At 73.6% G+C, this 13357-nt stretch carries 12 protein-coding genes; 10 read left to right on the forward strand and 2 right to left on the reverse strand.

The window, feature by feature from the left end; translation table 11 throughout:
* Positions 1–46: 46 nt before the first annotated feature.
* Both AB852_RS02465 and AB852_RS02470 read right to left on the reverse strand, forming a co-directional pair.
* Positions 47–1261: a mannosyltransferase family protein gene (locus tag AB852_RS02465; protein WP_107499110.1), complete on the reverse strand. Its 1215-nt coding sequence runs from the start codon at positions 1259–1261 to the stop codon at positions 47–49.
* 777 nt (positions 1262–2038) lie between these two features.
* A complete protein-coding gene (locus AB852_RS02470; RefSeq protein WP_073783104.1) occupies positions 2039–3253 on the reverse strand; it encodes a pyridoxal phosphate-dependent aminotransferase in 1215 nt (404 codons plus the stop codon).
* Positions 3254–3426: 173 nt separating this feature from the next.
* Here AB852_RS02470 and AB852_RS02475 point away from each other — a divergent pair, with 173 nt between their 5' ends.
* The 10 genes from AB852_RS02475 to AB852_RS02520 all read left to right on the forward strand — a co-directional run bounded on the left by AB852_RS02475 (position 3427) and on the right by AB852_RS02520 (position 13349).
* Positions 3427–3711, forward strand: coding sequence for a hypothetical protein (locus AB852_RS02475; RefSeq protein WP_178390927.1), 285 nt, complete (start codon positions 3427–3429; stop codon positions 3709–3711).
* 499 nt (positions 3712–4210) lie between these two features.
* Entirely contained in the window at positions 4211–4729 is a 519-nt protein-coding gene (locus AB852_RS02480) for a DUF2617 family protein (protein WP_073783106.1), read from the forward strand.
* Between the two features lie 159 nt (positions 4730–4888).
* The gene (locus AB852_RS02485) at positions 4889–6190 is read left to right on the forward strand and encodes a hypothetical protein (RefSeq protein WP_073783108.1); all 1302 of its coding nucleotides are present in this window, start codon (positions 4889–4891) and stop codon (positions 6188–6190) included.
* Positions 6191–6212: 22 nt separating this feature from the next.
* Complete coding sequence (locus AB852_RS02490) at positions 6213–7022, forward strand: aldose epimerase family protein (RefSeq protein ID WP_073783110.1); 810 nt, start codon at positions 6213–6215, stop codon at positions 7020–7022.
* A gap of 78 nt (positions 7023–7100) precedes the next feature.
* Positions 7101–7649, forward strand: a complete 549-nt coding sequence (gene pyrE, locus AB852_RS02495) for an orotate phosphoribosyltransferase (RefSeq protein WP_073783113.1) — start codon at positions 7101–7103, stop codon at positions 7647–7649.
* Positions 7650–7916: 267 nt separating this feature from the next.
* Entirely contained in the window at positions 7917–8939 is a 1023-nt protein-coding gene (gene fbaA, locus AB852_RS02500) for a class II fructose-bisphosphate aldolase (protein WP_073783115.1), read from the forward strand.
* Positions 8940–9198: 259 nt separating this feature from the next.
* A complete protein-coding gene (locus AB852_RS02505) occupies positions 9199–10359 on the forward strand; it encodes a MalY/PatB family protein (RefSeq protein WP_073783117.1) in 1161 nt (386 codons plus the stop codon).
* Between the two features lie 84 nt (positions 10360–10443).
* On the forward strand, positions 10444–10857 hold the full coding sequence (locus tag AB852_RS02510) for a DUF3151 domain-containing protein (protein WP_073783119.1): 414 nt from the start codon (positions 10444–10446) through the stop codon (positions 10855–10857).
* 199 nt (positions 10858–11056) lie between these two features.
* On the forward strand, positions 11057–11938 hold the full coding sequence (locus AB852_RS02515) for a tryptophan 2,3-dioxygenase family protein (protein WP_073783121.1): 882 nt from the start codon (positions 11057–11059) through the stop codon (positions 11936–11938).
* Positions 11931–13349 carry a kynureninase gene (locus tag AB852_RS02520; RefSeq protein ID WP_079184241.1) on the forward strand — a complete coding sequence of 473 codons (1419 nt, stop codon included), beginning with the start codon at positions 11931–11933 and terminating at the stop codon, positions 13347–13349. Before AB852_RS02515 ends, AB852_RS02520 begins: the two co-directional genes overlap by 8 nt.
* The last annotated feature ends 8 nt before the right edge of the window (positions 13350–13357 follow it).

Genomic DNA, 13357 nt, shown 5'->3' on the forward strand with positions numbered 1-13357 from the left:
CGTACCCGCGGCCCCCGGCGCCCCGTTCCCCCGGTTCCTTCCGGGGCTACAGCGGCGCGCGGCCGAAGGCGATGAGGAACACCCCGTAGGACAGGGAGAGCCCGGTCAGGAACGTGATCACGACGATCGCGTGCCCCGGCCGGGCTCTCGCCGTCCGGGCGAGGGCCAGGGCGGGGGGGATCAGCAGCGGGAACGCGGGCAGCAGGAACCGCGGCTTCGACTCGAAGAAGCCGGACCCGCCGAGCGCCACCACCAGCAGCACCCCCGTGTAGACGACCAGCGGCAGCGGGACCCGTTCGGCCAGCAGCAGGGCGAACAGCAGTACGGCCACCAGTACGGTCACCAGGGCGATGGGGAAGACGAAACGGCTGGTGCGGGTCAGGAGCACCCCGACGAACTGGAACGCGCCCACCCCGAAGTCGAAGCGGGAACCCCAGTCGCTCTGCACCTTGAAGTACCCGCCGGGCAGATCGTTCCTGCGCAGCCCCACCCAGGTCACGTACGCGCACCAGCCCGCCGGGGCGATCAGCGCGCCTGTCCACAGCCTGTGGACAACTTTCCGCCCCTCGCGCCGGGCCCGCCACAGTTCCTGCGCCGCCGCGGCGAGGACGGCCGCCGCGACGGCGAACCCGTTGGGCCGGGACAGCCCCGCGAGCGCGGCCAGGCTGCCCGCCCAGACCCAGCGGCCGGACAGCGCCGCGTACAGCGCCCAGACGGCGAACGCGGTGAGCAGCGGCTCGGTGTACGCCATCGACAGCACCACCGAGTGGGGCATCACCCCCCACAGCAGCACCAGCAGCAGCCCCACCGGGCGGCCGTACAGCCTGCTGCCCAGGACGAAGATCCCGCAGGCGGCGGCGGCCGCGGCGGTCCACGACACCAGCAGCGCGGCGGCGCCCCAGGACACCGGCAGGACGCTCTCCACGGCCCGTACGAGCCCCGGGTACAGCGGGAAGAACGCCAGGTCGCTGAAGATGACCCCGGGCCGGTAGTGCGTGGTGCGGTGGCCGTAGCCGTGCGCGGCGATCCCGAGGTACCACACGGAGTCCCAGGACCGCCCCAGCAGCCGGAACAGGGACCGGTCGGTGGCCGAGGCGGCGACGGCGACCGCGAGGACGCCGACGAGCCGTACGGCGGCGAACAGTCCGAGCGCGGTGACCACCGGTGGCAGCCGCCGGATCGCCGGTCGGTACCGCTGTGTTCCCGGCCCGGCGGCCGGGGGCTGGGGGGCCGGGGGCGCGATGGTACGGGGATGGCTCACACCGGAACCTTGCGGTGCGCGTCCCGCGAGGTGGCCGAGGCGCGGCCGAACGGGGCGTACACCCACCCGATCCGCCGCAGGCCGCCTTCGCTTGCGCTTCCGAGGTTTCCTGCGCTGGACGCACTACGTCCCGTGCGGGTCGCCTTCGCCCGGGCCCCGGGTCTCCTGTGCCTGGCGTACTTGTCCCCGCACAGGTCGTTCGTGGGTGCGCAGTTCCCCGCGCCCCTGGGGGGTGCCCCATTGCGGTCGCTCTTCGGGTGCGGGTCGCCTTCGCTTGCGCTTCCGAGGTTTGTCCGGGTGGACGAACTTGTTCCTGTGCGGGTAAGTCCGTGGGTGCGCAGTTCCCCGCGCCCCTGAAGGGGCGCCCACCTGGGGCTGTCGTCCGGCTGCGGGCTGTCATCAGCCCGGGGCGGGGTTTAGCCACCCTCCTCGCGCAGTCGCATGGCTGCGGGAGGGGGTGGGCGGGAATCTCTGCTCGCAGACTCCGATGCTCTTCAGTAGCTCCGCTGGACGTCGTACCGAGCGTGTCGGATCGAGGACGGAGAATCCCGACCGGCACCGACCCGAAGAACAAGCCGGATGCGCCCCAAAGGGGCGCGGGGAACTGCGCACAACCACCGAGCGACGGCACAGGAAAGAAGTGCGTCACGCCGGACGGACCTCGGAAGCGCAAGCGAAGGCGACCCGCGGGGAACTGCGCGAAACCACCGAGCGACGGCACAGGAACGAAGTGCGTCCCGCCGGACGGACCTGGGAAGCGCAAGCGAAGGCGGGCCGTCAGGGGGTGAGCTGCTTGAGGCGGGTCACCGCTTCTTCCAGGACCTCTGTGCGTTTGCAGAAGGCGAAGCGGACGAAGGGGGCGCCGGCCTCGCGGTCGTCGTAGAAGACGGCGTTCGGGATGGCGACCACGCCCGCCCGGGACGGGAGCGCGCGGCAGAACGCGAAGCCGTCCGTCTCGCCCAGGGGACGGATGTCCGTGGTGATGAAGTACGTGCCCGCGGGCACGTGGACGCCGAAGCCCGCGTCGGCCAGCCCCCCGGCGAGCAGATCCCGCTTGGCCCGCAGCTCCGCGCGCAGCCCGTCGTAGTAGGAGTCCGGGAGGGCGAGCGCCTCCGCGATCGCGTACTGGAAGGGCCCCGCCGAGACATACGTGAGGAACTGCTTCGCCGAGCGGACCGCCGTCACCAGCGCGGGCGGACCGGTGATCCAGCCGACCTTCCAGCCGGTGAACGAGTACGTCTTCCCGGCCGAGGAGATCGTGAGCGTTCGGTCCCGCATCCCGGGCAGACCCGCCAGCGGCACATGGCCGCCGGAGCCGTCCGGCTCCTCGAAGACCAGGTGCTCGTAGACCTCGTCCGTGACGACGATCAGATCCCGCTCGACGGCGAGCCGGGCGATCTCCGCCAGCTCGGCACGGGTCAGCACGGTGCCCGTCGGATTGTGCGGGGTGTTGATCAGCAGCAGCCGGGTGCGCGGGGTGACCGCGGCGCGCAGCTCGTCCAGGTCCAGCCGGAAACGGCCCCCGGACGGGCGCAGCGTGACCGGGACCCTGGTACCGCCCGCCAGCGCGATGCTTGCCGCGTACGAGTCGTAGTAGGGCTCCAGCGCCACGACCTCGTCGCCGGGCTCCACCAGGGCCAGCAGGGCCGCCGCGATGGCCTCCGTGGCACCCGCGGTGACCAGGACCTCGGTGTCCGGGTCGAGGGTCAGCCCGTAGCGGCGGGCCTGGTGCGCGGCGATGGCCTCCCGCAGCTCCGGGACGCCCGGACCCGGCGGGTACTGGTTGCCCCGGCCGTCGCGCAGCGCCCGGACGGCGGCCTCGCGGATCTCCTCGGGGCCGTCGGTGTCGGGGAAGCCCTGGCCCAGGTTGATCGCACCGGTCCGGGCCGCGAGCGCGGACATCTCGGCGAAGATCGTCGTCCCGAACTCGGCGAGACGGCGGTTGAGGAGGGGGCGGCCGGCGGGGCCGGGGGTCGAGGTCATGGACGTCATCCTGCGCTCAACCTCTGGACTTCCTCAACTCTGCTTTGGCGCGGACACGCGGAGGGCATCTCCGTCACACGCCAGCGCGCGGTCCGTGTCCGGGGGGTTCGGACCGCGCGCGACATGCGGAATGATGACCGGACAATGAGGGCAACCCAGGCGCCGCGGACAGTGCGGCGGATATGGGCGAGAACGGGGGGTTCATGATGGGGATCATCGTGAGTGTTGTCATCGTGGTGGCCGTGGTGACGGTCGTCCTGGTGATCAGTTCGCGGGCCATGCCGGGGCTCAGCAGCTCGCGGCGGCGGCGGTCGCGGAGCTGGTGGGCGGGGGATTCCGGGGGTTCGGGCGGTGGTGGCCACCACACCAGCGGTTCGTCCGGCGGGTCGTCCTGCGGTTCCTCCTCCGACGGCGGGAGCAGTTCCTCCTGCGGGGGCGGCGGAGGCGGCTGCGGCGGCGGGTCCTGACCCGCGTGGCGTAGGCCGGCCCGCGCTGCGGAGGCCGGCCGCGCAGCCGCACCCGCGCACCGTACGTACCCGCCTTCCATCGGCACCGTGCGGAACCCGTCGGCCGTCCCGGTCGGCGGGTGTCCGTCGTCGTGGCGGGCCGGGGGGCGCGCGTTCCGGGGCGGGGGGCGTGGAACCAGGGCGCACTCCTGGTACGGGAACCCTCTCCCGTAACCCCCGCCCCATGAGTGAAATCCCGTCACCGGCGGTACGGGGCACGGCGGTTGAACAGTTGAGCTGTGCAGCCCTCGGGGGGATGGAAACCCTCCGAAGTTGGGTAAAAACGCTGTGGTGGAGCCGTAGTTCATGATTCCCTCTTAAGCGTCAAGGCAGCCCTCGGACACCTCGTGGGCACGAGCCGGCAATCAGATCGCCCGGACCCGTTCCGGACCGTTCGCCCCGCGCCACCCCCGGGCGCCAGCCGGCCCCACCTCTCTTTGCGTGCTAGCGGAGCCGACCCATGCTCACGACCCTCACCACCTCCTACACCGACACCAGCGCCTCCGACCTCGCCTGGGCACTGGGCCGGGAGCCGCTGCCCGCCCTGGCCACCCTCGATCTCGAACTGTCGGGCACCAAACTCCAGTTGAGACTTCTCGGCGCCTCCCATCAGGTCCTGCTGGAGGAGGAGCGCGGCATCTGTTCGGAGACCGTCGCCTGTATCCCCGGCAGCAGTACGCCCCTTCCGCTCGGGGTCGCGGAACGCGTCGGGGACTGGGAGTACGAGTTCGCGGCCCGGGTCGAGACGCTGTCCAGCGGTCAGTTCACCGGCCGGGCGCAAGAACTCATCGCACTCGTTTCCGACCATCCGAACGGCCTCGCGGGCGTCTTCCCCGGCGACCCGCACGCGTTCACGGCGATGCTGGCCCAGCGGCACGAGGGGCACGTGCACTGGCGCACCTGGCACGCCTACCCCCAGGACGGCCAACTCGTCGCCACCCGCACCCGCGTGGGCGTACGGGTGGCCGCCACGCTCTAGGCGTACGGCCCCGGCCGGACGGCCGGGTTCCCTCCCCGCGCGGGTACCGGCGGGGGCGCGGGCCGGACCGGCCCCCGTGCGCCCGGCCGGGGCGGCGCGGGCGGGGCCGGAGTCCCCGGAGGTCTGCGGGGCGGGCCGGGGCGTCGGTACGCTCGTGGCATGAAGCACGAGGTGGTCGTTCCGGTCGGGGTTGAGCCTCTGCGTGAGGCCGTCGCCGACACCGTCGCGGTGACCCGGGCCGTCCCCGGGTTCCAGCAGGACGCGGGGGAGCCACCCGGCACGGGCAGGCTCAAGGTCCGGGCCGGGGGTACCTCCATCACGTACCGGGGCACGTTCCGGGTCACCCCGGACCCGGACGGCTTCCGGCTCGACGCCGAGGGCACCGAGGTCCGTGGCACCGGGACCGTCCGGGTCACCGTGACCGCCCGGCTGGTCCCCGAGGGCACCGGGACCAGCGTGCGGTACGACGCCACCGCCGAGGGTGACGGCCGGGCCGGCGAGCTGACCGCCGAGGCGGTGGAGGCCGCGGTCACCCGGCTGCTGACCCGCTTCACCGAGGCGCTCGCGGGCACCTCGGGCCACGACACCCCGCACGACGACACCCCGCACGACGATGGCGACGACCTCGGCGGCAGCGGACAGGACGGCCCGGATCACGCCGCCGACCTGGCCGGTACCGGACAGGGCGACCCGGCCGACGGCGACGACCCGGCCGACGAGAACGACCTGGCCGTGCCCGCCGGGGACGACTTCGCCGACGGGGACGTGTCCGACGGCGGCCGCCCCGGGGACCCCGGTCCGGAGTTCGCCGGGGTGGACGACAGCGCCGCCGGGATCGACGACCCCGACGCCCTCGACGCCCTCGATGACGAGGACGGCATCGACCCCGCCGAGGCGGAGGCCGCCGACGCGGCCGAGTCGCTCCGGACGGCCGAAACCGAGGAAGCCGCCGCCCAGGAGGACGAGGACGGCCACGAGGACGGCGACGAGGACCACGCGGGGCCTGGCGCCACGGATGGGCCGGACACGGACGCCGAGCAGGGCGCACCGGACGCACCGGACACGGACGCCGAGCAGGACGCACCGGACGGGCCTGGCGTACCGGACGGGCCGGTCGTACCCGACGGGCCGGACACCGGCGCACGGCCGGAGGAACCCGACGGGCGGGTCGAGGACATCGACGCCGCCCATGACCTCGCGGGTGTCGCGGACGACGTCGTGGAGGAGGTGGCCAGGCGGGAGGCGCCCGGACCGCCCGCCGAGGCCGCGCACGCGCGCCGGACGATGATCGGCCGCAGCGCCGAAGAGGTCGACCACGCGCCCCCGCGCGGCCGGTACGCCCCGGTCGCCGTACCGGAGGCGACCGGGCAGGCGGCGACCCTGCGCTGGGCCGCGCCCGCCGCCGCGCTGGTCGTCGCGACGGCGATCGTCGTCGGGCGGGCCCTGCGGCGGCGGCAGTGACCGCTGAACGTAGGGTCGGCACGTGAGCAGCGACGAGATCACACTGACCGCGGGCGACGCGGAGGTGACCGTACGGCCGGGCGACGGCGGCCGGATCGGGAGTCTGAAGGTCGGCGGCACCGAACTGCTGCGCCAGGGCGAGCACTTCGGGAGCTTCCCGATGGTGCCCTGGTGCGGACGGATCCGGGACGGCCGCTTCCGGGACGGCGCGGACGTCCATCAGATGCCGCTGAACGCCGCACCGCACGCCATCCACGGCACGGCCAGGGACGGGGCCTGGCGCACCGCGCGGCACAGCCGCACGGCGGACCGGGCCGTGATCACGCACGAGCTGACCGACCCGTGGCCGTACCCCGGCCTGGTCACCCAGGTGGTGGAGCTGGCACCCGGTTCCCTCACGCTCACGCTCGCCGTGGAGACGTACGGCTCGTCGTTCCCGGCCCAGGTGGGCTGGCACCCCTGGTTCAACCGGCAGCTGGCGCCGGACGCGGAGACGGTACGGATCGACTTCGAGGCGGCGTGGCAGGAGCGGCGGGGCGCCGACCATCTGCCGACGGGCGAGCGGATCGATCCGCTGCCCGGTCCGTGGGACGACTGCTTCGGCATGCCCGACGGGGTCGACGTGACCCTGACCTGGCCGGGACAGCTCGCCCTGAACATCACGTCCCGTGAGCCGTGGGTCGTCGTGTACGACGAGCAGGAGGCCGCCGTGTGCGTGGAGCCCCAGACGGGTCCCCCGGACGGCCTCAACACCGCGCCGCGGCTGGTCACCCCCGTATCGCCGCTGGAAGCCACCACCACCTGGACCTGGACCTCCCTCGACCCCGGCTGACCCCGGGCGGGGCGCGGCACGCGCCCGGCGCCCACCCGTGGGAACCCGGGGAACCACGGGCCCACCTAAACTCGCCCCATGAGCGACGCACGTACCGACCTGCTCGGGCAGGTCAAGGACAAGGCCGTGGTGCACGGCAAGGTGACCCTCTCCTCGGGTATCGAGGCCGACTACTACGTCGACCTCCGCCGGATCACCCTGGACGCCGTGGCCGCCCCCCTCGTCGGCCGGGTGATGCTGGACCTGACCGCCGACCTCGACTTCGACGCGGTCGGCGGGCTGACCCTCGGGGCCGACCCGGTCGCCACCGCGATGCTGCACGCCGCCGCGGCGGACGGCCGCACGCTCGACGCGTTCGTCGTCCGCAAGGCCGCGAAGGTGCACGGGATGCAGCGCCAGGTCGAGGGCCCCGACATCAAGGGCCGCCGGGTCCTCGTCGTCGAGGACACCTCCACCACCGGCAGCTCCCCGCTGACCGCCGTGGAAGCGGTCCGTGCGGCCGGTGCCGAGGTCGTCGCCGTCGCCACGATCGTGGACCGCGCGACGGGCGCCGCCGAGCGCATCAGCGGGACGGCGGGCGTCCCGTACCGCTTCGCGTTCTCGAAGGACGAGCTCGGGCTCGACTGAGGACAGGCGTGAAGGCGGACGCGCGGGCGGTCGTACGGATGCTCGTAGGGCCGGGTGCGGCCCGGCCGGACGGGTCCGGGCGGCCCGCCGCTCCCGGCACCCGGCACGGGAGCACCCGCTCACGTCTGGGAAGATGGCCGGGACGATGACGTCGCCACCCCGTTGCCACTCCCGGCGCACCCCGTGCCCCGGACAGTGACCGGGTCCGGATCAGCCAGGTCAGGGTCGGTCAGAACCACACCCCGCGTAATCACGAGGAGCGGACAGATGCCCATCGCAACCCCCGAGGTCTACAACGAGATGCTCGACCGGGCGAAGGCAGGCAAGTTCGCCTACCCGGCCATCAACGTGACCTCTTCGCAGACCCTGCACGCCGCCCTGCGTGGCTTCGCGGAGGCCGAGAGCGACGGCATCATCCAGATCTCCACCGGTGGCGCGGAGTTCCTGGGCGGCCAGCACAGCAAGGACATGGTGACGGGCGCCGTGGCCCTCGCCGAGTTCGCGCACATCGTCGCCGCCAAGTACGACGTCACCGTCGCGCTGCACACCGACCACTGCCCCAAGGACAAGCTGGACACCTACGTCCGGCCGCTCCTGGAGATCTCCGCCGAGCGGGTCTCCCGCGGTGTGAACCCGCTGTTCCAGTCCCACATGTGGGACGGCTCCGCCGAGACCCTCGCGGACAACCTGGCCATCGGCCAGGAGCTGCTCGCGAAGGCCGTCGCCGCCAAGATCATCCTTGAGGTCGAGATCACCCCGACCGGCGGCGAGGAGGACGGTGTCACGCACGAGATCAACGACGAGCTGTACACCACCGTCGACGACGCGATCCGCACCGCCGAGGCCCTGGGCCTGGGCGACAAGGGCCGCTACCTGCTCGCCGCGTCCTTCGGCAACGTCCACGGCGTCTACAAGCCGGGCAACGTCGTGCTCCGTCCCGAGCTGCTGAAGGACCTCCAGGAGGGCGTCGGCGCGAAGTACGGCAAGTCCGCCCCGTTCGACTTCGTCTTCCACGGCGGCTCCGGCTCGACCGCCGAGGAGATCGCCACCGCGCTGGAGAACGGCGTCGTGAAGATGAACCTCGACACCGACACCCAGTACGCGTTCACGCGTCCGGTCGCGGCCCACATGTTCACGAACTACGACGGCGTCCTGAAGGTCGACGGCGAGGTCGGCGCCAAGAAGCTGTACGACCCGCGCACCTGGGGCAAGGCCGCCGAGGCCGGCATGGCCGCCCGGGTCACCGAGGCGTGCGGCAACCTGCGCTCCACCGGCACCCGCATCAAGTAGTCCGCCGAGCGGTCCGCGCCGCACGAGCGGCACGCGGCACCCGGCACGTACCGAGGCCCGGCTTCCCCTTCCCGGGGCGGCCGGGCCTCGGCGCGTGCGGGCACGTACGGTCGTGAGGCGCCAGTAGCGGGGCGCACCCGACGCGAGGGCGCCCGTACCGGCGCCGACCGGCGCGCGGGCCCCCGTACCGGCGCCCACCGATGCGAGGGCGCCCGTACCGGCGCACGGGCCCGGGCGCCCCGTACCGAACGGAGCAGGGATGGCGTACCCGTACGACTTCGACACCGCCGTCGACCGGCGCGGCACCTGGTCCGTGCAGTGGGACGGGGTCGCGGACCGGTTCCCCGTGCCCGGTCTGCTGCCGTTCACCATCTCCGACATGGACTTCCCCGTCGCCCCGGCCGTCCGGGACGCGCTGCTGCGCCGGGTCGGCCACGGGGTGTTCGGCTACACGGACTGGCGCAACGACGACTTCCTCGGCGCGGTCACCGACTGGTTCGCCCGCAGACACGGGACCCGGATCGACCCGGGATCGCTGGTGTACGCGCCGTCCGTGCTCTCGCAGGTGTCCCAGCTGCTCCGGATGTGGACCGAGCCCGGGGACGGGGTGGTCGTGCACACCCCCGTCTACGACGGCTTCCGCAAGGCCGTCGAGGGGCTCGGACGGGAGCTGCGCGGGGTCGGCGTCCGCGACTGGGAGGCGCTGGAGCGCGAGCTGGCCCGCCCCGGCGCCCGTGTCCTGCTGCTCTGCTCCCCGCACAACCCCACCGGCACGGTGTGGACGGACGCCGAGCTGACCCGGACCGCCGCGCTCGCGGACCGGTACGGCATCCCCGTCATCAGCGACGAGATCCACGCGGACCTCACCCACGAGGGCCATGTCCACCGGCCGTGGACGCACTACGGGCGGGGCCGCTGGGCGCTGGTCACCTCCGGTTCCAAGGCGTTCAACTTCCCCGCGCTGACCGGCTCGTACGGGCTGATCGGCGACCCCGCCGACCGGACGGAGTTCCTGCGCCGGACGGAGAACGGCGAAGGGCTCGCCTCACCCGCAGTCCTGTCGCTCACCGCGCACATCGCCGCGTACCGGGAGTCCGCCGGCTGGCTCGACGCGGTCCGCGCGTACACGTACGGCAATCTGCGGCTCGTCGAGGAACGGCTGGGCGCGGAGCTGCCCGGACTGGGGTGGCGGGCGCCGGACGCGGGGTACCTCGCCTGGATCGATCTGCGGCCCCTCGGGCTGACCGGCGACGACGCGCTGCAACGGGAGCTGGTCGAACGGGAGCGGGTCGCGGTGATGCCCGGCGGGACGTACGGGGCGCCCGGGTTCCTGCGGCTGAACGTGGGCTGCCCCCGGAGCAAGGCGCTGACCGGGACCGACGCGGTCGTCCGGGCGGTGCGCAGGCTCACCGGACGGTGACGGACCGGGGCGCCTCGCCGCCTCCGGGGCCGGGATGACGGCACACCCCCGCATCACACCCGGGCACCTGGGAGACTGGAACCCATGTCGATTCACGAGAACCTGCTCGGGGGACCGCCCCCGACCCATCTGCCCGACGACCCGGAGCCCCGCGAACTCCTCGCCGCGGGCACCCCGCCCGCCGAGGTCGCCGGAAAGTACCCCACCTCCTCCCTCGCCTGGGCGCAGCTCGCCGACGAGGCGTACGAGCGGGGCAGCGTCGTGGAGTCGTACGCGTACGCCCGTACGGGCTACCACCGCGGCCTCGACGCGCTGCGCCGCAGCGGCTGGAAGGGGCACGGTCCGGTGCCCTGGGACCACGAGCCGAACCGCGGCTTCCTGCGGGCCCTGCACGCCCTCGCGCGCGCCGCCGGGTCGATCGGTGAGCAGGAGGAGCACGCGCGCTGCACGCAGTTCCTGAAGGACTCCTCCCCGGCGGCGGCCCAGACCCTGGGCTGAGCCGTGTCCGGGTGCCGTCCGGGTGCCGCCGCCACCCGCCCATAGTTCGTACATGTGTACGAACCGCCCGTCCGGTGTTCGCGCCGGGCGGGCCTTGCCGTCCTGCGGACGATCACCGAGGATGCCGGTGGGGACCGGGGCCCCCGTGTCGACAAGGCAGGGGCGGACCGCTACCCGGAGTACATATCGGGAGACAGCGATGTCCCACGAGACACAGGGAGCCGGCCAGGGCGCCGAGAGCGCCCCGCACCTCGACTTCCAGGGCACCACACCGTACGAGGACTATGTCCGGGCGGATGTGCTCACCCATCTCCAGCACCCCCTCTCGGACGATCCCGGCGAGATGGTCTTCCTGGTCACGACCCAGGTCATGGAGCTGTGGTTCACGGTGATCGTCCATGAGTGGGAGACCGCCGCGCGGGCGCTGCGCGAGGACGACATCCCCGTCGCGGTCGCCGCGCTGAAACGTTCCGTCGCGGAGCTGGAGGCCCTCAACGCGTCCTGGCGTCCGCTCGCCCGGCTCACCCCCGCCGAGTTCAACTCCTACCGGAGCGCCCTGGGCGACGGCTCCGGCTTCCAGTCGGCGATGTACCGGCGCATGGAGTTCCTGCTCGGCGAGAAGTCCGCGTCCATGCTCGTCCCGCACCGCGGCGCGCCCCGGGTCCACGCGGAGCTGGAGAAGGCCCTGCACGAACCGAGCCTGTACGACGAGGTGCTGCGGCTGCTCGCCCGCCGCGGCCTGCCCGTCCCGGCCGCCGTCCTGGACCGCGACCTCGCGGCCCGCTACGAGCCGTCCCCCGAGGTCGAGCGGGTGTGGAGCTCCCTCTACGCGGAGCAGCGGCTCCCCGGAACGTCCCCTTCGGGTGACAGCGCGGCACCCGCGGAACTCCTGCTGCTCGGGGAGACGTTGACGGATGTGGGAGAGCTGGTCTGGCGCTGGCGCAACGACCATCTGGTCGCCACCCGGCGCGCGATGGGCGCGAAGACGGGCACGGGCGGTTCGGCCGGGGTGGCCTGGCTGGAGAAGCGGGCCGCGAAGAGCGTGTTCCCCGAGCTGTGGACGGCGCGGAGCCATGTCTGAGGGGGGAGCGGGTCCGGTGACGGGTGAGGCGGCGGCGGTTGGCGGGGCGGCGGCCGGTGCGGCGGGTTCGGGTGACCCGGCCGTGGGTGACGCGGCGGTCGGTGGGGCGGGTGCGGGTGCCCTGGCCCTGGGTGACGTGGGCGTTGGTGACCCGGCCGTTGCGGGTGCGGGTGCCGTCGCGGAGGGGGGTGACGCGGGGCTCCGGGGGCGGGCCGCCGGGCTCGACGCCGCCGATCCGCTGGCGGACCGCCGCGCGCTGTTCGCCCTGGACGGCACGGTCTATCTCGACGGCAACTCCCTCGGCGCACTGCCCGAGGCCGTGCCCGGCCGGATCGCGGACGTGATCCGGCGGGAGTGGGGCGAGCTGCGCATCCGGTCGTGGGACGAGAGCGGCTGGTGGACCGCGCCCGAGCGGATCGGTGATCTGATCGCGCCCCTGGTGGGCGCCGCCCCCGGCCAGATCGTCGTCGGCGACTCGACCAGCGTGAACGTCTTCAAGGCGGTCGTCGGCGCGATCCGGCTGGCCCGCGCGGGGACGGACGGGAACCCCGCGGGCACCGCGCGGGACGAACTCCTGGTGGACGCCTCGACGTTCCCCACCGACGGGTACATCGCCGCGTCGGCCGCCCGGATGACGGGCTGCGAGATCCGCGCGGTGCTCCCGCGGGACGTGCCGCAGGCCCTCGGCCCGCGCACGGCCGCGGTGCTGCTCAACCATGTCGACTACCGGGGCGGGCGGCTGCACGACCTGCCGTCGCTGACCCGCGCCGTCCGCGCGGCGGGCGCGTACACCGTCTGGGACCTGTGCCACAGCGCGGGCGCCCTGCCGGTCGGGCTGGACGCCCACGGGGTGGACCTGGCCGTCGGCTGTACGTACAAGTACCTGAACGGCGGGCCCGGGTCCCCCGCGTACCTTTACGTACGGCGCGACCTCCAGCCCCTGTTCGACTCCCCGCTGCCCGGCTGGACCGGTCACGCGGAGCCGTTCGGGATGCACCGCGGCTACACCCCGGGCGAGGGCGCCCTGCGCGGCCGGGTCGGTACACCGGAGATCCTGTCGGCCCTGGCGCTGGAGGAGGCGCTGACCGTCTGGGACGGGGTCGCGATCGAGGAGGTCCGGGCCAAGTCCCTCGCCCTGACGGACTTCTTCCTGGAGTGCGTGGCCCGGTACGTACCCGAGGGCCGGGTCGAGGTGATGACCCCGGCGGCGCACCACGAGCGGGGCAGCCAGATCGCGTTGCGCTGCGCGGACGCCGAGCCGGTGATGGCCGGGCTGATCGCCCGGGGCGTGGTCGGGGACTTCCGCGCGCCGGACACCCTCCGGTTCGGCTTCACCCCGCTGTACCTCTCCTTCGCCGAGACGGAGCGCGCGGCCCGGGTCCTCGGGGAGGTCCTCGCGGCACGGCCCTGACCCCCGGG

Source organism: Streptomyces uncialis, from assembly GCF_001905345.1.
Taxonomy (GTDB): Bacteria; Actinomycetota; Actinomycetes; order Streptomycetales; family Streptomycetaceae; genus Streptomyces; species Streptomyces uncialis.